The organism is Arthrobacter sp. Helios, assembly GCF_023167125.1.
Lineage (GTDB): Bacteria > Actinomycetota > Actinomycetes > Actinomycetales > Micrococcaceae > Arthrobacter_B > Arthrobacter_B luteolus.
This window is the reverse complement of record NZ_CP095402.1, coordinates 3,153,761-3,174,514: the sequence shown is the minus strand read 5'-3', so window position 1 is coordinate 3,174,514 and position 20,754 is coordinate 3,153,761. Positions and strand designations below refer to the sequence as shown.

General features: G+C 66.2%; 19 protein-coding genes. 8 read left to right on the top strand and 11 right to left on the bottom strand.

Translation table 11 applies throughout. From position 1 onward, the window contains the following. Nucleotides 1–21: 21 nt before the first annotated feature. The gene (locus tag ArtHe_RS14505) at nt 22–621 is read right to left on the bottom strand and encodes a response regulator transcription factor (RefSeq protein ID WP_161599329.1); all 600 of its coding nucleotides are present in this window, start codon (nt 619–621) and stop codon (nt 22–24) included. Nucleotides 622–871: 250 nt separating this feature from the next. Here ArtHe_RS14505 and ArtHe_RS14500 point away from each other — a divergent pair, with 250 nt between their 5' ends. From ArtHe_RS14500 to ArtHe_RS14490, 3 genes are all read left to right on the top strand, one after another. Beyond that, a complete protein-coding gene (locus tag ArtHe_RS14500) occupies nt 872–2,347 on the top strand; it encodes a Na+/H+ antiporter NhaC family protein (RefSeq protein ID WP_248317601.1) in 1,476 nt (491 codons plus the stop codon). A 7-nt stretch (nt 2,348–2,354) separates the two neighbouring features. Continuing rightward, nucleotides 2,355–3,923: a D-aminoacylase gene (locus ArtHe_RS14495; protein ID WP_248317599.1), complete on the top strand. Its 1,569-nt coding sequence runs from the start codon at nt 2,355–2,357 to the stop codon at nt 3,921–3,923. Between the two features lie 68 nt (nt 3,924–3,991). Next, entirely contained in the window at nt 3,992–5,341 is a 1,350-nt protein-coding gene (locus tag ArtHe_RS14490) for a diaminopimelate decarboxylase (RefSeq protein ID WP_248317598.1), read from the top strand. Nucleotides 5,342–5,393: 52 nt separating this feature from the next. Here the strand turns inward: ArtHe_RS14490 and ArtHe_RS14485 are convergent, their stop codons facing one another. Next, nucleotides 5,394–6,275, bottom strand: a complete 882-nt coding sequence (locus tag ArtHe_RS14485) for a manganese catalase family protein (RefSeq protein WP_248317596.1) — start codon at nt 6,273–6,275, stop codon at nt 5,394–5,396. Nucleotides 6,276–6,426: 151 nt separating this feature from the next. On the opposite strand from ArtHe_RS14485, the gene ArtHe_RS14480 reads away from it, so the two are divergent. Beyond that, the gene (locus ArtHe_RS14480) at nt 6,427–7,488 is read left to right on the top strand and encodes a glycosyltransferase (protein WP_248317595.1); all 1,062 of its coding nucleotides are present in this window, start codon (nt 6,427–6,429) and stop codon (nt 7,486–7,488) included. Here the strand turns inward: ArtHe_RS14480 and ArtHe_RS14475 are convergent. The 4 genes from ArtHe_RS14475 to ArtHe_RS14460 are packed head-to-tail and all read right to left on the bottom strand — an operon-like array spanning nt 7,460 to nt 11,506. Beyond that, a complete protein-coding gene (locus ArtHe_RS14475) occupies nt 7,460–8,308 on the bottom strand; it encodes a galactosyltransferase-related protein (RefSeq protein WP_248317593.1) in 849 nt (282 codons plus the stop codon). The two genes, ArtHe_RS14480 and ArtHe_RS14475, sit on opposite strands and share 29 nt — an antisense overlap. After that, nucleotides 8,305–9,324 (bottom strand): glycosyltransferase, encoded by a 1,020-nt coding sequence (locus ArtHe_RS14470; protein ID WP_248317591.1) that lies wholly within the window; start codon nt 9,322–9,324, stop codon nt 8,305–8,307. Before ArtHe_RS14470 ends, ArtHe_RS14475 begins: the two co-directional genes overlap by 4 nt. Next, entirely contained in the window at nt 9,321–10,388 is a 1,068-nt protein-coding gene (locus ArtHe_RS14465; RefSeq protein WP_248317589.1) for a glycosyltransferase, read from the bottom strand. The genes ArtHe_RS14470 and ArtHe_RS14465 overlap by 4 nt, the downstream gene beginning before the upstream one ends. Further along, nucleotides 10,385–11,506 carry a glycosyltransferase family 1 protein gene (locus ArtHe_RS14460; RefSeq protein WP_248317587.1) on the bottom strand — a complete coding sequence of 374 codons (1,122 nt, stop codon included), beginning with the start codon at nt 11,504–11,506 and terminating at the stop codon, nt 10,385–10,387. The genes ArtHe_RS14465 and ArtHe_RS14460 overlap by 4 nt, the downstream gene beginning before the upstream one ends. A 134-nt stretch (nt 11,507–11,640) precedes the next feature. Between ArtHe_RS14460 and ArtHe_RS14455 the strand changes: the two genes are divergently transcribed. Both ArtHe_RS14455 and ArtHe_RS17890 read left to right on the top strand, forming a co-directional pair. Further along, a complete protein-coding gene (locus ArtHe_RS14455; RefSeq protein WP_248317586.1) occupies nt 11,641–12,120 on the top strand; it encodes a CinA family protein in 480 nt (159 codons plus the stop codon). Between the two features lie 41 nt (nt 12,121–12,161). After that, entirely contained in the window at nt 12,162–13,622 is a 1,461-nt protein-coding gene (locus tag ArtHe_RS17890; RefSeq protein WP_282568691.1) for an ornithine decarboxylase, read from the top strand. Between the two features lie 8 nt (nt 13,623–13,630). On the opposite strand, the gene ArtHe_RS14440 is transcribed toward ArtHe_RS17890, so the two are convergent. The 4 genes from ArtHe_RS14440 to ArtHe_RS14425 form a co-directional block, all read right to left on the bottom strand. Beyond that, nucleotides 13,631–15,280 (bottom strand): RecQ family ATP-dependent DNA helicase, encoded by a 1,650-nt coding sequence (locus tag ArtHe_RS14440; protein ID WP_248317585.1) that lies wholly within the window; start codon nt 15,278–15,280, stop codon nt 13,631–13,633. Nucleotides 15,281–15,375: 95 nt separating this feature from the next. Further along, entirely contained in the window at nt 15,376–16,296 is a 921-nt protein-coding gene (locus ArtHe_RS14435) for a dihydrodipicolinate synthase family protein (protein ID WP_248317584.1), read from the bottom strand. A 41-nt stretch (nt 16,297–16,337) separates the two neighbouring features. Then, the gene (locus ArtHe_RS14430; protein WP_248317583.1) at nt 16,338–17,351 is read right to left on the bottom strand and encodes a 1-aminocyclopropane-1-carboxylate deaminase; all 1,014 of its coding nucleotides are present in this window, start codon (nt 17,349–17,351) and stop codon (nt 16,338–16,340) included. Nucleotides 17,352–17,405: 54 nt separating this feature from the next. After that, entirely contained in the window at nt 17,406–17,918 is a 513-nt protein-coding gene (locus ArtHe_RS14425; protein ID WP_248317582.1) for a hypothetical protein, read from the bottom strand. Nucleotides 17,919–18,107: 189 nt separating this feature from the next. Between ArtHe_RS14425 and ArtHe_RS14420 the strand changes: the two genes are divergently transcribed. Further along, complete coding sequence (locus ArtHe_RS14420) at nt 18,108–19,619, top strand: SulP family inorganic anion transporter (protein ID WP_248317581.1); 1,512 nt, start codon at nt 18,108–18,110, stop codon at nt 19,617–19,619. Between the two features lie 120 nt (nt 19,620–19,739). Further along, nucleotides 19,740–20,285 carry a dihydrofolate reductase family protein gene (locus tag ArtHe_RS14415; protein ID WP_248317580.1) on the top strand — a complete coding sequence of 182 codons (546 nt, stop codon included), beginning with the start codon at nt 19,740–19,742 and terminating at the stop codon, nt 20,283–20,285. Nucleotides 20,286–20,333: 48 nt separating this feature from the next. Here the strand turns inward: ArtHe_RS14415 and ArtHe_RS14410 are convergent, their stop codons facing one another. Continuing rightward, nucleotides 20,334–20,699, bottom strand: a complete 366-nt coding sequence (locus ArtHe_RS14410; RefSeq protein ID WP_066300278.1) for a VOC family protein — start codon at nt 20,697–20,699, stop codon at nt 20,334–20,336. Nucleotides 20,700–20,754: the final 55 nt, after the last annotated feature.

The window sequence follows — 20,754 nt, the reverse complement described above, 5'->3', positions numbered from 1 at the left end:
CGGGGAACGCCGCTGCGTTCCCTAGAAGAGGTCCTGGCGGCTGCGGAGCCCGAGTTTTTGCAGGATGCTGCTCACATGTGACTTCACCGTGGGAATTTCAATGAACAGTTCGTTGGCGATTTCCGCATTCGTGAAACGCTGCAGCATAAAGCCAAGGATTTCGCGTTCGCGGGAAGTGATCCGGGATTTCTGCACCCGCTGTTCCAGGCTTTCGAGCTGTTCGGAGCTCTCTGTGCCCAGGATCCAGACCCGCCGTCCGGCGGCAATCGCCCGCACGGTGTCCAGCAGCCGGCTCGCCTTTTCGCCCTTGTGCAGGAAACTGTCGGCACCGGAGAGATACGCGGACGAGGCGTCTTCCCGGGAATTGTAGGACGTGTAGATCAGGACATGGGGAGCATCCGGAGCGTTCTTGATCTCCCGGCAGAGTTCCACGCCGCGCAGCTCCCCGCCCAGCCGCAGGGGAAGAATAACGACGTCGGGCCGGGCCGCCTTCACGGCTGCCAGGGCCTGGGATTCCGATGAGGTTTCGCCGGTAATCTGCATGTCCGGCTGCGCTTCCAGGACGGTCCGCAGACCGAGCCGGACAATGGGGTGGTCTTCCACCAGCAGGATTTTTGTCACCGTTTCCCCTGGCGGGATTCCGGGGCGCTGCGGACCGCCGGGAGCCGGTGCGGTTGTCTGGAGCGTGGAACGTGTCACCGGATAAGTTTCCGCCCAGACCCGCCCCTGCACTAATCGGCACGCAGTTTTACGCGGAATCTCATCCCCTAAGACTGATCTTTTCCCCGGGCATCCCACTTAGCGTCGTAACAGGAATACCGGACCCGGCGGACAGACTTCCCGCGGTCCGGTTCAAAGACGAAGGGTTCAGATGAACACGCAGACACACGTTGAACCGCCGCCGGGGCAGGACGGCAGCGGGCCGGAGACCTCCCGCGCTGCCGCAGCCTCCTCCGCCGGTACCGGCAATACACCGGCACGGACGCGGCTCCTCTGGTCACTGGCGGCCGCGGGACTGCTCGCTTCCCTGGTGGGCGGCCTGACTGCGGGAGCCCCCACGCTGTGGGGCCTGCTTCCCATTGCCCTGTACGCCGTTCTCTGCCTGCTCGGCATGGACATTGTGGTTGCCACGCTCGTGGCGCTCCTCTCCGGCGTCCTGGTCCTGCACCCCACCCCGGTGGAATTCAGTGTCCTGCTGGGGGACTCCCTGGCGGACCTGGTCACCATGATCGGTCTGATCATCATGCTGGGCGCCGGTGTTGGCGAGGTGCTGAAGAAGACCGGTGTGGCCACCATGATCGTCCGGGGAGTCATGCGGGCGGTCGGGGAGAACAACCCGGTGGCCGTGATTTTCGGGGTGATGATCTCCACCGGCCTGCTGGTGGCCAGCCTGGGTACGCTTGCCGGGGCCCTGGCGATCGCTGCCCCGATCCTGCTGCCGATTGCCGCCCGGCTGGGCTTCACCCGCTCCGCCACGGCGTCGATGATGTTCATTGGCGGCTGCGCCGGCTTGGCCGTGGCCCCGTTCGCCGGCTCAAACGTCGCCATCATGTCCGCGGCCGGCGTCGGCTACCTTGACTACCTGCTTTACGGTGCCGGACCGCTGGCCCTGCTGTCCCTGGCGCTGGGCCCGTTCATCGTCCAGTGGATGCAGCGGCGCACCGAAAACACGGGCGACCACTATCAGGCAGACGAGGCCGGAGTGGAAGACGCCGCCGTGCCGGCCCGGGCCGGCTTCACCACCATCGTGTTTGCCCTGGTGCTGGCTGCCAGCGTGGCCTATGCCATTGTCACGGCAGCGGGCACCGCCTTCCCGCTGCTGGCCCTGCCCCTCATCGGCATCGCTACCGGACTCGCCGGACGGCTGGGCATTACCCAGACCATGGCCCTGATGTACAAGGGTGCAGCGTCGATGGTCAGCATGTTCATCCTGTTCTGGCTGTTGGCGGCACTGTTCATCATCATCGACAGGCTGGCCCCGTTCGACGTCGTCCTCGGATACTTCGAGGTGGGACTGGCCGGCAGCTCCGCCTTCGTCTTCGCCGTGCTGATCGCCCTGCTCGGCTGGGTAGGGGTGCCGGGAGCCACCGCCGCGCAGGTGGTCCTGCTGCACAAGGTCTTCGGCGCCCTGGGCACCAGCCTCGGCATCACCCCGGCGAGCTGGATCATCATCCTGCTCTTCGCCTCGAAGGCGGACACCTACGGTCCGTTCCCCAACGCCAACATGGTGGGCGTGATGGGACTGGCCCGCTCCCAAAACCTGAAGAACATGATGATCACCGGCTGGATGCTGCTGATCCCGGCCTGCCTGATGTACGGCATCATGCTCTTCATCCAGACTCGATAGGGACCCCATGACCACCACGTTTGACCTGGCCATCAACAACGCACGCATCATCGACGGCACCGGAGCCCCGGCCCGGCGCGGTGCCGTCGGGATCCGCGGCGGCAGGATCGCCGCCGTCTCCGATACGGACCTGCAGGCTGCCGCCGTCCTCAACGCCGGCGGGCAGGTGCTGGCCCCCGGCTTCATTGACCTGCACTCGCACGCGGACTTCACGCTGGGAACCGACCCGCAGGCCCTCACCCAGATCAGCCAGGGCGTCACCACCCTGCTGACCGGCAACTGCGGGAGCTCACCGTTTCCGTTGAAGGATGTAGACGCACTGAAGAGCGCGGCGTCGTTCCTCGAACCCGTGCTGCCCTGGGACTGGCAGGACGCCGCCGGTTTTGCCGGCAGCCTGGCCGCTGCCCGGCCTGCCGTCAACGCCGCGCTGCAGGTGGGCCACAGCGCCCTCCGGCTGGCAGTGATCGGTGACGAACAGCGGGCACCGAAGCCGGGTGAACTGGAGCAGATGCAGGACCTGCTCCGCGAGGCTGCTGCCCAGGGGGTGAAGGGTTATTCCACCGGGCTGATCTACGCACCGTGTTCCTACGCCAGCACCGAGGAGGTCACCGCGCTGGCGCAGACAGCCGCCGACTGCGGGATGCTGTACTCCACCCACATGCGCAATGAGACGGACCACCTGCTCGAAGCCGTGGCGGAAGCCATCGCCGTCGCCCGGGCCACCGGCGTGCGGCTGGAAATCTCCCACATCAAGGCCATGGGTCCGCGGAACCACGGCAAAGTCGCTGAAGCCCTGCAGCTGATGGCAGATGCCCGGGCTGAAGGCCTGGACGTCATGGCAGACGTGTATCCCTACACCGCCTCCAGCACCACGCTCAACTCACGGCTTCCGGACTGGAGCCTCGACGGCGGCGGGCCGGCGCTGCTGGCCCGGCTCGCCGATCCGGACGAACGCCGGCGGATCAGCACCGCGCTCGCACAGCGCTTCGAAGGCGAAATCGACCCGGCAGGAATCGTCCTGGCCAGCATGCCGCAGGGGAAATACTCGCCGTGGATCGGTCACCCGCTGACGGACGTCGCGTCCGCAGCCGGACTTTCCCCGGAAGACGCGGCCCTGGATGTTCTCGCGGAGCACCGGGCGACCGTGGCGATCGTTAATCACGCAATGGCCGACGCCGATGTGGAGGAGGCACTGCGGGATCCGTTCGTTTCAGTCGCCAGCGACGGCTGGATCATGACGGAGTCCGGTGCGGGAACACCGCACCCGCGCAGCTTCGGCACCTTTACCCGGGTGCTGGGCCGCTACGTCCGGGAACTCGGAACCATTTCCCTGGAGGAGGCAGTGCGCAAGATGACCTCGCTGCCCGCCGGCCGGGCCGGCCTGACGGACCGCGGAACCATCGGCGTCGGAAAGGTGGCGGACCTGACGGTCTTTGACCCGGAAACAGTCGCGGACCACTCCACCTACAGCGAGCCCTGGCAGCTGTCCACCGGCATCACACACGTTGTTGTGGGTGGGGAAACAGTCTGGGCCGACGGCGCCGCGACGGGCGTCCGGGCCGGACGCGTCCTTTAGGACCCGTGACAGTGCACGGGCCTGGAACAGTACACGAAACGAAAGTTGGGATCGGGATTTTGGAAGCAATGAGTGGGCCTGCACGGCGGGAGAAAATTCTGCAGGCAGCGGTGGCCGGGGGGCTGCTTGAGCCGGAGGAATTTCCGCTGGCCGCGTTCCTGGATCTTGACCTGGCCGCTGAGAACGTCGCTGCCCTGATGCGCGCCTTCCCGGGCGGGGTTCCGGTGCTGCACGCGTTTGCCGCGAAAGCGAACTCCATTGTTCCGGTCCTGGCCGGGCTGCGTGACCTCGGCATGGGCTGTGAGGTGGCCAGTGAGGGGGAACTGGCCCAGGCGCTGGCCGCCGGGTTCTCCCCGCAGGAAATCGTTTTCGATTCCCCCGCAAAGACCGCCAGGGAACTGCGCCAGGCGCTGGCCGCCGGCATCGCCCTGAACATTGACAACTTCCAGGAACTGGAGCGGATCAACGCGCTCCGGACGCAGAGCCCCAGCGGATCTTCCCTGGGCCTGCGGATCAATCCGCAGATCGGTCTGGGCGGCATCGCCGCGATGAGTACGGCCGGCGCGTCCTCCAAGTTCGGTGTGCCGCTCCAGGACCCGGGGCTGCGGGAGCAGATCCTGGCTGCCTACGCGGCGGACCCCGCGATGAACCGGATCCATACCCACGTGGGATCGCAGGGCTGCCCCCTGCCGCTCATCGGTTCGGGCATTGCCAAGGTGGTGGACCTGGCGGAGGAAGTGAACCGGCGGGCCGGTTTCCAGCAGATCAGGACGATCGACATTGGCGGCGGCCTGCCGGTCGACTTTGAGTCCGATGAGCCGGTGGCTGCCTTCGATGCGTACGTTGCCCAGCTTCAGGAAAGCGCTCCCGCCCTCTTCAACGGCTCCTACTCCGTAGTGACCGAGTTCGGCCGCAGCATCCTGGCCAAGGCGGGGTTCACTGCGGCCTTCGTGGAGTACACCAAGGTGTCCGGCGGCCAGCACATCGCCATCACCCATGCCGGTGCGCAGGTCGCCACGCGCACGGTGTTTATGCCGGAAGCCTGGCCGCTCCGGGTCTCCGCCCACACCGCGGACGGCAGCCGGAAGACCGGCGCGGAGGTTGGCCAGGATGTGGCCGGTCCCTGCTGCTTCGCCGGTGACGTCGTTGCCCGTAACCGGGACCTGCCCCTGCTGGAACCGGGGGACCTGGTGGCCCTGCTCGACACCGGCGCCTACTACGCCAGCACCCCGTTCACCTACAACTCGATCCAGCAGCCGCCGGTCTACGGGGCAGCTGTCGATGGCAGCGGCACCGTCAGTTTCACACTGCTGCGTGAGCAGCAGTCCATGAACGGGCTACTGGCGGCCAGCGGCGGCGGGCTGCACGGCGCGGACCGGGTTCCCTGGTCCCGGGCTGACTCGCAGCGGGCGGGCTGATGGCGCGCAGGCGTCCGGCGTCGGACCGGGCGCCTGCGTGCCGGACCGGTTCCTATTCCTTGCGCAGTTTGTCCTGCACGGATCCAGCGGCCTTTTCCACCGTGTTCGGCAACTCAGTGGTGCCGTAGAACCGCGAGTCCGGGTGGGTGGGAGGCGGCATGGGGGCCGACGTCGTTGGCCCGTCGTGGTAGCTGAACTCGCCTTTGCCGTCCGGCGTGGGTCCCGAAGCCCAGGAACCGTCTGCGGCTGCAGCTCCATCGGAGAAGTTCAGATACTGGTAGGACACCGAACGTTCTTCCTTCTTGATCGGGAAGTTGCTGGGAACCGGCAGGTTTTCGGCGCCTTCCTCCTGCAGCTCCCGCGCAGCCGCGAGCCACTGGTTCTGGTGCATGGTGTCCCGCGCCAGCAGGAAAGACAGCAGGTCCCGGACCCCGTGGTCATCGGTCATATGGTAGAGCCTGGCCACCTGGACCCGGCCCTGCATTTCCGCATTCGCATTAGCGGTGAAGTCAGCCAGAAGGTTGCCGCTGGCCGTGATGTAGCTGCCCTGCCAGGGGTTGCCGTTGCTGTCAACAGCCCGTGCGCCGGCGCCGGCGACGATGGCCTGCTGCATGTCCGTTCCGCCAATGACGGCAGCGACCGCGGGGTCTGACTGCACGGCGTCATCGGTGATCCCCAGCGGTGCTTTCTCCAGCAGCTGCGAAATCATGGTCGCGAGCATTTCCACGTGCCCAAACTCTTCCGAACCGATACCGAAGAGCAGATCCCGGTACTTCCCGGGGACGTGGGAGTTCCAGGCCTGGAAGCTGTACTGGAGGGCAACGGTAATTTCGCCGTACTGCCCGCCCAGGACTTCCTGGAGCTTCCGGGCGTAGACGGCATCGGGCTGTTCCGGTGTGGCTTTGAACTGCAATTCCTGTTTGTGAAAGAACATCTGCAATCACTCCAAACCGTCAGGTCCGGCACGGGCCACCGGCTCGTCGGTGTGAGCCGGAGTGTCGGACCGCTGCCCCAAAAACGTAACCGGAATTCCATCTCCTGTGAAGTGCTAAGCAGACTTATTGTTTAGGTCTACACTGCATGGCATGACTGACGATGTGGAGCCGTCGGCCGGACCTGACCCCACGGCGGCAACGTACCTTCTCCCGTTGCGCAGGGAAGACCCGGGCGGCCTGGGCGATCTTCCGTCCTATCTGCACGAAGTCCTGTCCTGGGCTGCCGTGGTGGTGGTGGATGGTTCCCCGCCACCTGTGTTTGCCAGCCACGCGCGGCTCCTCCCTGCCGGCGTTGAGCACGTGCCGCCGGAGTTCTTCTGCCGGAACGGCAAGGTATCGGGTGTCCTCACCGGCCTGGCGCGGGCCCGCACGGAGTTATTGGTGATTGCCGACGACGACGTCCGTTACAGCGCTGCCTCTTTCAAATGGCTGACGGACCTGTTGGCGGACGCCGAGCTGGTCCGGCCACAGAACTACTTCGAGCCGCTGCCCTGGCATGCCCGGTGGGATACCGCCCGCACGCTGATCAACCGTGCCCTGGGCGCGGACTACCCCGGAACACTGGGCGTCCGGCGCTCGATCCTGGCGTCCGCGGGCGGTTACAGCGGGGACGTGCTGTTCGAGAACCTGGAACTCATCCGGACAGTCCGTGCAGCTGGAGGCCGGGAGGTGGTGGCTCCCTCTCTGTTTGTTCGGCGCCAGCCGTGCAGCGCGCGGCACTTCTGGAAACAGCGTGTCCGGCAGGCCTACGACGGCTTTGCCCAGCCCGCCCGGATGGCTGCTGAACTGTTGCTCCTCCCGGCCCTGCTTCTCGCCTGGAAGGGAGGGCGTGGCGTATCAACCCCTGCAGCCGCGGTGCTGGCCGTCGGACTGGCAGAGCTGGGCAGGCGGAGGAACAGCGGCAGGTCGGTGTTTCCGGCGTCGTCGGCGCTGTGGGCCCCGCTCTGGGTGCTGGAAAGGTCACTAGGCGCCTGGGCGGCGCTGTACTGCAGGCTCACCGGTGGTGTGCCTTATGCGGGGGAGTGGATAACGACGGCGGGGCACTCCACGAGGGTGCTCCGCCGCCGGCTTCGGCACAAAGCAGCAGCTGGACGCATACCGGACCCTTTCGCCACAGGCAGCCTCAGGCAGATGCCGGTACCGACTCCGTAAGCCGGCACGGCTCCGTACCGGTTCCGCCCTGAATCAGCCCGCTCTTTCGGAATGTTTCCAGCCAGCCCCCCATGGGCCAGGTGCCCCATCGTTGATGGAACAGGTTGGCATTGCGGACGATGTCAGCCAGGTGCTGTACCGGTGGGTCCTGGGTGGGATGCCACTGATGATAGGCGCGGGCGCCACCTACCCAAGCCAGCCCGACGCCGGCGCGCTGGGCCAGCCGGGCGAAGTCGGTGTCCTCACCGCCGTAGCCGGTGTAGTCCTCGCAGAAACCACCAATCCGCTGCCAGGTTTCGGCCGTTAGGGCGAAGGAGAGGGACCAGAACAGATCGGGGTTGTCGTCGGGGATAACCTGTCCGGGGCGCGGGGCGGGACGTACCGGGTGAGGTGCGTCCAGCGTCTCCAGCCTGGACAGGTCATAGCCGTCCGGTCCGGGCGGATCCAGGTAGGTGACCGGCCCGCACAGGAGCCGTCCGGCGGCGGCAGGATCGGTGGCTGCGGCGGCATATCCGGCAATGAGGTCCGGGCCGGGAAGGCAGTCCACGTCCAGGAAGACCAGCAGCTCTGCTCCGCGTTCCAATGCTGCTATGGCGCCGGCGTTCCGGGCTCGGGCCAGCGGAAGATTGCTGCCGGTGCTGTGGACGTCCAGGACGGTCCCCGGCAGCCGTGATTCTCGAAACCGGGCCGAGACGTCCGGGTCGTCCATCGCGACCACCACGTAGTCGTCCAGGGGCCGTGAAGAGCGCAGCAGGGCCTGCTGCTGGGCACTCAGATGCCGGCTGCGGCGATGCACCAGGGTGATAACCGTGACTATCATGCCCCCGCTCCAGCCTGAATGCCCGCACGGTCCGCCACCGCGGTCAGAACCTGCGCCGCGCGGGAGGCGCCGCGGCCGTCGTTCCAGAGGTACCACTGCCGTCCGTCCAGCCTCCCGGCACGGTCCAGAACGTCCCGCCAGTCTGTCCGGGCGAAGGTCGGAGAAATGATGACGGGCAAATCCTGCAGGCGGTCCAGTGCCTCTGCAGTGGAGAACTGTTCCTGGTGCGGTCGTTCCTGCGGCACGATCAGCGCCGGGACTCCCGCCGCTGCCACGTCCGCGAGAGCGCCCTGCCCAGCGTGCGTCACCACGAATGAGGCCTCCTGCAGGTGAGGGAGGGGGTCGCTGGTCCGGTTTTCCGGAGTGGTCCCCACAGCCACCCATTCCACGTCCGGCGTCTGGCTGCGTGCCTCCGCCATCTCGGCGGCGGTCATTCCGCCTCCGCCGGCGCCGCCGAGGACCAGCACCTGCGTGATGGGACCGGGCGGACGGCCCGGCAGGACCGGCAGCCCGGAGATCGCACCTACCGCATGCAGCTTCGCTTCCAGGCCCGGGACCGCAGTGCGCAGCATCTGGGGGGAACCCGCGGGCCAGGCCGCAAGCACGGCGGAGGAAATCCCAAAACCCAGCGTGTGCGCAGGATCCTCCCTGACGCCAGGCAGTGCCACCGAAACCACTGGGACGCCGTGCAGCCGGGCTAAGAGGGCAACCTCCACCGACACGTCCGCCACCAGGGCGGACGGCGCAGCGTCCCGGATCCATGCTGACAACCGGGCCATCCGCCCCCGCAGGCCGGCGTCAGCGAGCGGAACCCAATGGAGGAAACCGTTGGCACCGGCGTCCTGTGGCTGCCCGCCGGCATCGTCCCGCTCCAGCTGGACCCACGGGCCATGCCACTCTGCAGGACAAGGCAAGGAGGACAGTCCCGTGATGCTGCCCGGGGGCAGCTCCGCAGCAATGGCCTGGGCACGTCGCAGGTGCCCCATTCCGTGATGGTGGATGTAATAGCCGATCATGCGGTGGCCTGCATGCTGGCTGCCGAAACGAGCAGCGCCTCGTACTCGTCGACCATCCGCTCGTGCGAGCAGAATGCTTCCGCCCGCTGGCGCGCTGTGTCACGGGAGAGCGCCGCTGCCTGCGGCAATGCCGCGGCTAGGGCGCCGACGTCGTCCGGCGGCACCAGCCGGCCGCAGTCCTTGGTGAGGATCTCCGGCAGCGCACCCCGGTGGAACGCCGCGACCGGGGTTCCCGCCGCCAGCGCCTCGGCCGCGACCAAACCGTAAGGCTCGTCCCAGCGCGGTGTGACCAGGGCGGCACAGGCACCCTGCACGGCCCGCCGGAGCGCTGAGTGGTCCAGATGGCCCAAATACCTGATGCCTTCACCCAAGTGGGGGCGGACTTCGGCGTTGAAGTATCCGCGGTCGTGGATGGGGCCGGCTAAATCGAGTGCCATTCCCGCCTTTTTTGCTGCCTGGATGGCCAGGTCCGTTCCCTTCTCCGGAACGATACGTCCGAACCAAATTGCTGGACCGCCACCTGATCCCTGTTGCCACCGCGTGGTATCAACTCCGTTGAGAATAGCCGTGCTGTCCACCAGACCGGACCAGGCGGCACGGGTGTGCGCACTGACGGCGATGAACCGGGTGAGCTCACCGCGGACCCGGATAGCCGATTCGATCCACCCCACCGGTGGGGTATGCAGTGTGGTGATCAGCGGGATGCGCAGCAGCCGGGACATGGCGATGGGCAGATGGTGAATGCTGGTGTTCAGGACGGCGTCGTACTTTTCGTGCCCGTGCTCGGCGAGGTCCAGCATGAGGGAAAGGTACGCGTGGTGCTCACCCATCCACTGCTCCGGCTGTGCACCGACGTCGCGGCGGGCGGCGTCGCTCATCTGAAAGGAAGGAACGTCAAGGAACTCGACCTGCAGCCCAGAGTCGGAGCCTGCCGCAGCGAAGAGGGTGATTTCGTGTCCGCGGGCTGTCAGTGCGGAGACCAGGGCGTGCGTATGGGCTTCGAGCCCACCGGCAAACGGTTCACTGATCGGGAACCGGGACGGACCGATAATGCACAGCCTCATTGCAGCACCCCGCTGCGGTCTAACAGGGCCGCATAGAGTTCGGCGTGCTGGACCGCGACCACGGTGCGCTGTTCTGCGCGCGCCTTGGCGGAAAGAGGCTGTGAAGGGCCAGCACGCCGCGCCGCCCGGACGGCTTCCTTCAGGGACTCGGCATCCAGCCCGGCCTCGTTGTGGTGATAGCTGAAAACCGGTCCCTGATCCGCGTAGAAGCCGCAGTCGGGAGCGGCAACGGCGGTACCGAGGTCCCGGCAGGCTTCCAGCCAGCCGGAGTGGGTGCCGAAGCGGTAGGGCAGCACCGAGAGGTCCAAGCGGAAGAGATACTCCCACAGCTCATCATCAGGCAGGAAGTCATGGATGTGCAGTTCGAGTTCCCCGGCACGCGAGCGGGCGCTCAGGAACTCCGCGAGTTCGGCGTCATAGCGGGCGCCGTCAGGTTCCAGGACGTCCCTGTGACCGTTCACCTGCACCACCAGGCCGCTGTCCTCGGCGGCGGCGTCCAGCAGTGTCTGGACCACTGGCAGCGGATCCATGCTGGCCCGCAGGCTCTTGAGGTGGACGCCCACCCGGAATGGCGTCCCGGGCCGGGTCTGCGCGGCACGGCCCGCGTACTGCTCCATGGTGTCCAATTCAACGACGTGGGGATGCGGAATTACCTGGGCGGACCGACCCCAGCGGTGTTCGATCTCGGCAGCGGCGCCCTTCGTGAGGGTGATCAGTGCGTCGGCGCCCGGGATCAGTACGTCGAGGTGGGCGTTGTGTGCCGCTGGGGTGGTGTGGTGCGGGTTGCGCAGGTCGTGCACCGTGTAGATCAGTGGTTTGCCGTGCCGCCGCAGTGCCGTTACGGCATCCTGGAGGTCCTGGGGATCCTGGGCATCAAAGCCGAAGTGAAGGTGGAAAACGTCGAAAGAGTCCGCGTTCGCCTCGATCCAGTCCGCGTGCAGCATGACCGGCGGCCACCATTTGCCCGTCGCCGGATTGTCCGGTGAATCCGGATCCGGGTCGGGCAGGCGGATGACGTCAGGGAGGCCCGCTGCCGTCCCCGGGACGGGTTCCAAATGCCGGATGTACACATGACCCGAAGGAACACTGGCTACCCGGATGGTGTTCGGCCGCTGCAATTATTGACCTCTTTTCACTTTTCTCACTTTTGGCGGAGCCCCTGATTCGAAGCAGGTGCAGCCCTAGTGGTAAATAGTAAGTACCGTTAGTAATCAATAGCATATGAAGGGACAAAAGGGGGCAGGATCCTAGGATGGACGCCATGAATGGGCTTCAGGATGAACTCCCGCACCGAATCGCTGCGGAAGTGGAGCGTGCCGGACTCAAGGTGGCTTTGGCAGAGTCGCTGACCTGCGGAAACCTGACAGGGGTCCTGGGGAAAGGCGGTGACAGCTCGCAGTGGCTGTGCGGCAGCATTACCGCTTATCTCACGGAGGTCAAGCAATCAATCCTCAACGTCAGCCCGGGTCCGGTGGTCAGCGCCAGATGTGCCGAGGAGATGGCCGCCGGCGCAGCCAAGCTCTTCGGTGCTGGTCTCACAGTGTCCACGACGGGTGCCGGCGGACCCGGCCCCCTGGAGGGCCAGCCTGCGGGAACCGTCTTTATCGGCTGGAGTCTGCACGGCACAACAGGCAGTTCTCAGCATCATTTCGACGGCGAACCGGCAGAGATCCTGGAGCAGACGGTGGTGGCGGCGCTTCAGCGTCTGTATCAGCTCGCCCAGGAGGCCTGAGCTGCCCCTGACCGCATACTGTCTTTTCGAATAGGAGACCCGTGGACCAGCGCACTGCACCAATTCTGGATGCCCTCGAGGAGTACCACCGGCTGGGCCGCTACGGATACACGCCGCCGGGACACCGGCAGGGCCGGGGCGTGGACAAACGCACGTTGGACGTACTCGGTGCCGACACGTTCAGGAACGATGTGCTGGCCTCCGCAGGGCTCGACGACCGCTCGTCATCCAATGGATATCTGGCCTCTGCGCAGCAGCTGATGGCCGAAGCAGTAGGGGCTGAGCAGGCGTTTTTCTCCACCTGCGGCAGTTCACTCTCGGTCAAGGCAGCGATCCTGGCGGTAACCCGCGGAACCGGGGACATCCTGATCGGGCGGGATGCCCATAAATCCGTCACAGCCGGACTTATCCTCTCCGGGCTGCAGCCGCGCTGGATTCGTCCGCGCTGGGATGAAGAGCTGCACCTGGCGCATCCGCCGTCGCCTGAGTCCGTGGAACAGATGTGGCAGCGGCACCCTGACGCCGCCGCGTGCCTGATCGTCAGCCCCACGCCCTACGGCACCTGTGCCGACATAGCCGCGATTGCGGACATCTGCCACAGTCGCAATAAGCCGCTGATCGTGGACGAAGCCTGGGGCGCGCACCTGCCGTTCCATGCGTCCCTGCCCACGTGGGCCATGGACGCGGGGGCGGACATCTGTGTGGTGAGCGTCCACAAAATGGGGCTGGGATTCGAGCAGGGCTCCGTCTACCACCTACAGGGGCCCAGGGTCGACCCCATCCGGCTCAAACAGTGTGCTGATTTGCTGGCGACCACCAGCTCCAACGTCCTGATGTATGCCGGGATGGACGGCTGGCGCCGGCAGATGGTGAGCCGCGGCGAAAAGCAGCTGGCAGCAGTACTCGAACTCGTAGGCAGTGTCCGGGAGGCCGTCAACGATCTGCCTGGTCTCCATGTCCTGCACGATGAGCTCATCCGGGAAGAGGCCTCCCACGACTTTGACCCCCTGCATGTGCTGATCGACGTGCAGCAGCTGGGGGTCAGCGGTTACCAGGCTGCTGACTGGCTGCGTGGGAACCACCGGATTGACGTCGGGCTCAACGACCACCGCCGGATCGAGGCCACCTTCTCGGTGTCCGACGACCGGGAAACCTCCGGCCGGCTGCTTGGCGCCCTCGAGGCGCTCGTCGAGGCCGCACCGGGACTGCCCGTGCCCCCGACCGTCCGGCTCCCGGCACCGGAGGACTTGGAGATGGAGACCGTCCAGCTGCCCCGGGAAGCGTTCTTCGGCCCGGTGGAAGTGGTTCCCGCCTCCGAGGCGGCTGGCAGGATCGCAGCAGAGCAGGTCACGCCCTATCCGCCGGGCATCCCGGCGATCCTTCCCGGGGAACGTATCAACGCCCGGGTGATCGACTACCTTCGGTCCGGGGTCGAGGCAGGCATGGTGCTTCCTGACCCCGCCGATCCGGGACTCCAGACCATTCGCGTCGTCCAGGAATAGCCTCTGGGTCAGGCTTGCCGCGTGAGCAGCTCCTTTTCCAGGACAAGGCCCACGGACAGCGTTTTGTAGCCTTCGGATTCGAAGAGGACGGTGACCGTGCCGTCGTCGTAGCTCATCACCATGCCGCGCCCCCACTCAGCGTGGGTCACCTCGGACTGCAGGGGAAAGGGCTGGTCCCGAGCGGGCTCCTGGGGTCCCGGCTCCCGGCCCTGATCTTCCGCGCCCTCGCAGTTGTCGCAGTACCCGCATGTGCCCGGGGCGTCCTCGCCGAAGTAGTTCAGCAGGAACCGCCGGCGGCAGTCACTGGTTTCGGCGTACTGGCGCATCATTTCCAGCCGGGATGAGTCGATCGTCTCCCGCTTCCCAGCAAACTCCACGGCGGACTGCACGGCCTCTTCGGCACTGACCGGGAGCGCGGAGTAACCGGCCCCACCAGCCCGGACCGATCCGGACTGTTCCAGCAGGCTCAGCTGGCCGGAGAGACGGCGGGCACTGATTCCGAGGTCCTGCCGCAGCACCTCCGCGGAAACCGGTCCGTTCTGGCGCTTCAACACCTTGAAGACCTGGCGCAGAGCCTCCTCGTTGGGGGACTTTGCGGCGAAGAACCGGCGCAACCCCAGGTCTTCGGGCCGGTAGTGGAGGAAGATCTCCGTGGGTTCGCCGTCGCGCCCGCCCCGGCCAATCTCCTGGTAATAACTGTCCACCGAGTCCGGCACGTCGGCATGCACCACGAAACGCACGTTGGGCTTGTCGATGCCCATCCCGAAGGCGGTGGTCGCGACGACTACGTCCAGCTGATCTGCGAGGAACTGCTCATGTATCAGCTGCCGGTCATCGTGGCGCCGGCCAGAATGGTACGCGTCCGCGCTCAGGCCCTTCTGCTGCAGCGCCTCGGCATATTCCTCGGTCTCCCTTCGGGTGGCGACGTAAACCAGCCCGGGGCCACGCAGTTCCGCCACCTGCTCCAGGATCGCGCGCCGCTTGTCCTCGGGGTCTTCATGCCGGGTCCCGGCAAGGTGCAGATTGGGACGGTCGAAGCCGAGTGAGATTTGCACCGGATCACGCATGCCAAGCTGCTCGATTATTTCCGCCTGGACCGGAGGAGCCGCCGTAGCGGTCAGTGCCGCGACGGGCCGACCCAACGCCTTGACCAATAAATCCAGCTGCAGATAATCGGGCCGGAAATCATGTCCCCACGCGGAAACGCAGTGTGCTTCATCGATCACCACCAGTGAAACCTCCAGGGCGCGCAACCGCTCTGCCACTTCCTCCCGGGCCACCTGCTCCGGCCCGAGGAACAGGAACTTCGCCTTTCCGGCGTCCTCGGCTGCCTCGGCGGCAGCCCATGCCTCATCCCAGTACCCCTGCGGCTGGCCGGAGTTCAACACGTAGGCGACCGTGCGGCCCACAGCTTCGTTGATGGCATCTGCCTGGTCCTGCTGCAGCGCAATCAACGGCGAAATCACGACGGCGGTGCCCGGCATTGCCATGGCTGGCACCTGGTAGACGGCGGATTTTCCGGCACCGGTGGGCATCACGCAGAGCACATCCCGTCCGTTGGATGCGGCCTCCATGGCTTCCAGCTGGCCGGGACGGAAGTCTGCCCAGCCAAAAACCTCGGCGGCCGTGCGCTGAAGGTCGGCGCGGGACGGTGACATGGGCAATCCTCCTGGCAGCAAACTGCGAAACGGACGTTTTCGCGGAACTAAGCCTACTGATGTTTAGGTCAGTTCATCGAATGTCGTGGCTGGGGTCACGTCTCTCGGAGCGAGCGCGGCTCCTGCTCCGTTAAGCCAAGTTCTTCCACCACTGCGGCCACACGCCGGCGCTGCGCGAGGTCCAACCCCCGAATCGGAAGCGGCAGGCAGCCCTCGGGCGCCAGGCCGAGCTGCTCGGCAATGGCGGCGGTGGCTCGGAGGCTGCCGAATTCGGCGAAGAGCTGCCAGAGCGGGGCCAACCGCGCGGATTCGGCTGCGGCGTCGGACATCCGGCCCGCCTGGGCGGCGTGCAGTATCCGCAGGGCGGGGACAGGGAGGGTGCCGGCAATGACCGAGTACCAGGTGTCGCAGCCAGCGGTGAGGCCATCCGCCGCCGTCGCATCCCCCGAGACACCGATGGTGATGCGCGCCGGCAGAACCGCACGAATCCCCTCGACCCGTTCACGCGCCTGCGCCGGGTCGGCCGGAACACCGGGGATTTTGACTGACGCGATCCCGGGCAGCTCCGCGATCCGTGCGTAGAGTCCGGTGCTGAAGGAGAAATGCGTGGTGGCGGGGTTGTCATAGACGATCACCGGCAGGTCCGTGCCCGCGGTGACGGCCTGGAAAAGGCCGAACACGTCGTCGTCGGTCAGCGGCTGGTAGCTCATGGGTGCCAGCAGTACCCCCGCTGCGCCCGCCGCCTCCGCGGACTGTACATTGGCCAGGACGCGGGAGGTCCGCAGAGCTCCGACGCCCACGAACACAGGTGTTCCACCGGCGTGTTCCACGGTCAGCTGGGCAACCCGGGCACGTTCGCCGGCAGTGAGGTACGCGTAGGAGCCGGTGGACCCGAGAGCAGTAATGGAGTCGACGCCGGAAGCTGCGAGCCGCTTGATGAGGCCGGTGAAGGCCGCCTCATCAACGGCATCGTCTTTAAGCGGGGTCAGGGGAAATGCGCTGAGGCCGGTGAACATGTGCTGACTTTAACCCAGCACTCCGGCGGGCCCGGCAAGTATTACGAACGGAACAGCCCGCTGTAGGCGTTGAGTGCCAGCTGTCCGCCGAGATGCGCATACAGCACCCTGCTGCCGGCCGGGATGCCGCCGCTGGTCACCAGGTCGATCAGGCCGGCCAGGGACTTCCCCTCATAAACCGGGTCGGTGATCATGGCCTCGAGCGATGCTCCGAGCCGGATCGCTTCCAGCGTGGACTCGACCGGAATGCCGTAGAGATCCCCGGCCCAGCCCTCCAAGACGGTGATCTCATCCGCGCGCAGGTCCCGGTCCAGACCGATCAGCTCCGCAGTGTTCCGCGCGATGCGCTCCACCTGGCTGCGGGTCTTCTGCAAAGTGGCGGAGGCATCGATGCCGATCACCCGGCGCGGCCGCTCCTGGCCTGCGAAACCGGCGATCATGCCGGCGTGCGTGGAGCCGGTGACGGTGCAGACAATGATGGTGTCGAAGAAGATGCCGAGCTCACGTTCCTGCTGCTGGACTTCGTACGCCCAGTTGGCGAACCCCAGACCGCCCAGCGGATGGTCCGACGCGCCGGCCGGAATCGCATAGGGGGTGCCGCCGTCGGCCTTTACCTCGTCGATGGCGGCCTCCCAGCTGCTGCGGATGCCGATGTCGAAGCCCGCGCTGTCCAGCCGGACGTCGGCTCCCATGAGCCGGGAGAGCTGGATGTTGCCCACGCGGTCCGAGAGCGGGTCCGGCCAGTCCACCCAGTTTTCCTGCACCAGCCGCGCTTTCAGGCCCAGCTTCGCTGCAACGGCGGCCACCTGCCGGGTGTGGTTGGACTGGTAGCCGCCGATGGAGACCAGCGTGTCCGCACCCTGCGCCAGCGCGTCCGGCACCAGGTACTCCAGCTTGCGGGTCTTGTTGCCGCCGAAGGCCAGGCCGCTGTTGACATCCTCCCGCTTCGCCCAGATCTCGACGCCGCCGCCCAGGTGCTGGCTCAGGCGGGGGAGCGGGTGAACCGGGCTCGGCCCGAAGGTCAGCGGATAGCGCTCAAAGTCTGTGATGGCCATGGGGACGAGTATGCCCCACGCCTGCGGCCGGGGTGCGGAACCAGGAGCAGGTCCTCAGAACTTTTCGATTGTGCTCCGGATGTCATGAACCCGCTCGGCCGGGATCCAGCCGGCGACGCTCTGGTGCGACAACGGCTCGTTGTCAGAGAAGGGACGGAAACCGTAAGAGCTGATGAGCCTGCGCTGGTCCGCTTCCTCCCAGCGGCTCGACTGCATGACCGCGAGTCTTCCCTCCGCGTCTTCGGCAAGGATTCGGACCTGCCGTCCCCGGCCCATGTCTCCTGTTACTTCGACCTCCTGAACACCTGATACTTCGTCAGCGGGCACCCGGAGGATGTGGTCGACCGGGGTTGCGGCGAAATTATTCGGATGCCGGCGGCACGTTTTCCATTCAGGGCCGGGAGCCAAATCGGCCCTGCTGACCAGCGTCAGGGTTCCGTACTGACTCGGTCGGACATCCCGAAGCTCGTATTCGCTGCCGCGCCAGGTTCCGAAGGCCCCGGTGAGCTTGCTGCCGTCCGCCCGCCACCTGCTGACGCCCGGCACGAATGATGGTTCGTTCTCCATGTCCCCCTGCTTTTCACTGGCTGCTGTTTCTGTTTCGACCCTCTCATACGAGCCGTTACAGTCTGCTGGTGGAACCCTTGGCTGCACCAGCAGCTGGACCGGCGGCGGTATTCTGGAACCGGATTCGACGCACGGCCCCGGCACTCCGTCCCGGCCGACGAATATCCCGCACACCCGAATGGAACCGCCTTGTCCCGTCCTGTCCCGAGCCCCGCTCCAGCAACTGCCCCCGCCGCAAGGCAGACCGTGCTCTCCACGCTGCGCTCGCCGCGGCTGCTGAAGACCGAGGTGCTGGCCGGCCTGGTGGTGGCCCTGGCCCTGATCCCGGAGGCCATTGCCTTCTCGGTCATCGCCGGCGTCGACCCGCGGATGGGCCTGTTCGCCTCCTTCACCATGGCCGTGACCATTGCTTTTGTGGGCGGCCGGCCGGCGATGATCTCCGCTGCCACCGGCGCCGTCGCCCTGGTCATTGCCCCGGTCGTGGCGAACCACGGCGTCGAGTATCTGGTGCCCACCGTGATTCTGGCCGGGGTTATCCAGATCCTGCTCGCGCTCGCAGGCGTTGCCAAGCTGATGCGCTTTATTCCGCGGTCGGTGATGGTGGGGTTCGTGAACGCCCTGGCCATCCTGGTGTTTTCCTCCCAGCTGCCCGAGCTCATCGGCGTGCCGTGGCTGGTTTACCCGATTGTCGCCGTCGGGCTGCTGATCGTTTTCGGCCTGCCCCGGCTGACGACGGCGGTGCCCGCGCCGCTGGTCGCGATCGTCCTGCTGACGGTTGCCGCCGCTGCTGCCGGCTGGAACGTTCCGACCGTGGGGGACAAGGGCGAGCTGCCCGACAGCCTGCCCGCCCTGCTCTTCCCCGATGTTCCGCTGACCCTGGAAACCCTGCAGATCATTGCCCCCTTCGCCGTGGCCATGGCGTTCGTGGGCCTGCTCGAATCGCTGCTGACCGCCAAGCTGGTTGACGACATCACCGACACCCGGTCCTCCAAGCCCCGCGAGGCCGCCGGGCAGGGCATCGCCAATATTGTCACGGGGTTCTTCGGTGGGATGGGCGGCTGTGCAGTCGTCGGGCAGACCATGATGAACGTGAAGGCCTCCGGCGCCCGGACCCGGATTTCCACGTTCCTGGCCGGAGTTTTCCTGCTGATCCTGGTGGTGGTGCTGGGCGACATCGTGGCGCTGATTCCCATGGCGGCGCTGGTTGCGGTGATGATCTTCGTGGCCTGGGCCGCGTTCGACTGGCACAGCGTCCGCCCCTCCACCCTGCGGCGCATGCCCAAGTCGGAAACCGCGGTCATGCTGATCACCGTGCTGGCCACCGTCATAACGCACAACCTTGCGATCGGCGTCGGGGCCGGTGTGCTGGCGGCCATGGTGCTGTTCGCCCGGCGGGTCGCGCACTTCGTCACCGTTCAGCGGACCCTGGCGGACGACGGCGGAACGGTCACCTACGCGGTGCAGGGCGAGTTGTTCTTCGCCTCCTCAAATGACCTGTATACCCAGTTCGAGTACGCCCTGGATCCGGAGGAGATAGTCATCGACATGAGCGCTTCGCATGTCTGGGATGCGTCTACGGTTGCCGCGCTGGACGCGATCACCGAGAAGTACCGCAGCCGGGGTAAGACGGTGCGGATCACGGGGCTGAACGACTCCTCGCTCTCCCTGCAGGACCGGCTTTCCGGAGAGTTGGGCGGCTGACCGGGATTCGACCTCTGGTGCGGCTGCCGCCCGCACGCTAGAAATAGCCTGAACCCCGCGGACCGCCTGGAACTTCACCGGGCCAACGCCGGGACCAACAGCGAGCAGGCGGGCGGAAACATGGGAAAAGTCCTGATTCACGCAACGGTGACCGTGGACGGTTTTATGGCGGACCGCGAGGGCGGCGTCGACTGGATGTTCGACGTCGAGTCGGTGGAGGCGGATACGGCGCTGGTGAACCGCGTTGTCCAGGAAATCGGCGCGGTGGTGGGCGGCGCCAACAAAACCCAGACCATCGAAGAGGGGGAGGAACCCTACGGCGGCATGCTGAAGGTTCCGGTGTTCCTGATGACGCATTCGCTCCGCGGACCGGTCGACAAAGACGGCACAACGTACACGTTCGTTGATGACATCCGGCAGGCCGTCGACCTGGCGCAGGCCGCGTCAGGGGACAAGTGCGTAGCCCTCCTCGGCGGCAGCATTTCCCGGCAGTGCCTCGAGCTGGGGCTCGTGGATGAAATCCAGCTGCATGTGGTGCCCATCCTGCTGGGCCAGGGCATTTCCCTGTTCAGCGGACTGGAGCACCCGGTGAAGCTGGAACGACTGGAGACCGAGGCCTTTGCCGGTGGGATCCACCTGCGGTTCCGGGTGTTAACGCCGGGATAGGTGCCCAAAGGCCGCGCTGATCCCGCCGCGTCAGTTCGCTCCTGAACATCAGTCCATGGGTGAGACCCGGATGAGGTTCCCATCCGGATCGGCGACCACGAACGTGCGGCCGAAGACATCATTGTGGGGTCGCTCCAGCACCGTGACCCCCTTGGCTTCCCACTCCGCAAAGACCTCGTCTACCGCAGATGCGGCCCCTGGAATCATCAGGCCGATTTCGGAGGTCCGCGGCATGGCGGGCTCCGCGTGGTCGCTGCGTCCGGTCCACAAAGCGAAGAGCACTCCCGGCGCAGCCTCGAAAGCGACGTACCGGGGGCTGGTGAACACAGGCTCAATGTCGAACAGCGAACGATAGAACGCCGTGGCAGCTTCAGCCTCCCGGACATAGATCAGGAACAAGTTGGGCGCAGTCATGGGGTCTCCTCAAACGACGGGGAAAAACACTTCAGACTGACTCAAGCGGTGAATC

Excerpts from the sequence above, each read along its gene's own strand:
- ArtHe_RS14490 (WP_248317598.1), top strand. The coding sequence starts at position 3,992 with ATGAGTGGGCCTGCACGGCGGGAGAAAATTCTGCAGGCAGCGGTGGCC.
- ArtHe_RS14480 (WP_248317595.1), top strand. The coding sequence starts at position 6,427 with ATGACTGACGATGTGGAGCCGTCGGCCGGACCTGACCCCACGGCGGCA.
- ArtHe_RS14440 (WP_248317585.1), bottom strand. The coding sequence starts at position 15,280 with ATGTCACCGTCCCGCGCCGACCTTCAGCGCACGGCCGCCGAGGTTTTT.
- ArtHe_RS14410 (WP_066300278.1), bottom strand. The coding sequence starts at position 20,699 with ATGACTGCGCCCAACTTGTTCCTGATCTATGTCCGGGAGGCTGAAGCT.
- ArtHe_RS14470 (WP_248317591.1), bottom strand. The coding sequence starts at position 9,324 with ATGATCGGCTATTACATCCACCATCACGGAATGGGGCACCTGCGACGT.
- ArtHe_RS14455 (WP_248317586.1), top strand. The coding sequence starts at position 11,641 with ATGGACGCCATGAATGGGCTTCAGGATGAACTCCCGCACCGAATCGCT.
- ArtHe_RS14415 (WP_248317580.1), top strand. The coding sequence starts at position 19,740 with ATGGGAAAAGTCCTGATTCACGCAACGGTGACCGTGGACGGTTTTATG.
- ArtHe_RS14495 (WP_248317599.1), top strand. The coding sequence starts at position 2,355 with ATGACCACCACGTTTGACCTGGCCATCAACAACGCACGCATCATCGAC.
- ArtHe_RS14435 (WP_248317584.1), bottom strand. The coding sequence starts at position 16,296 with ATGTTCACCGGCCTCAGCGCATTTCCCCTGACCCCGCTTAAAGACGAT.
- ArtHe_RS14485 (WP_248317596.1), bottom strand. The coding sequence starts at position 6,275 with ATGTTCTTTCACAAACAGGAATTGCAGTTCAAAGCCACACCGGAACAG.
- ArtHe_RS14500 (WP_248317601.1), top strand. The coding sequence starts at position 872 with ATGAACACGCAGACACACGTTGAACCGCCGCCGGGGCAGGACGGCAGC.
- ArtHe_RS14475 (WP_248317593.1), bottom strand. The coding sequence starts at position 8,308 with ATGATAGTCACGGTTATCACCCTGGTGCATCGCCGCAGCCGGCATCTG.
- ArtHe_RS14430 (WP_248317583.1), bottom strand. The coding sequence starts at position 17,351 with ATGGCCATCACAGACTTTGAGCGCTATCCGCTGACCTTCGGGCCGAGC.
- ArtHe_RS14425 (WP_248317582.1), bottom strand. The coding sequence starts at position 17,918 with ATGGAGAACGAACCATCATTCGTGCCGGGCGTCAGCAGGTGGCGGGCG.
- ArtHe_RS14465 (WP_248317589.1), bottom strand. The coding sequence starts at position 10,388 with ATGAGGCTGTGCATTATCGGTCCGTCCCGGTTCCCGATCAGTGAACCG.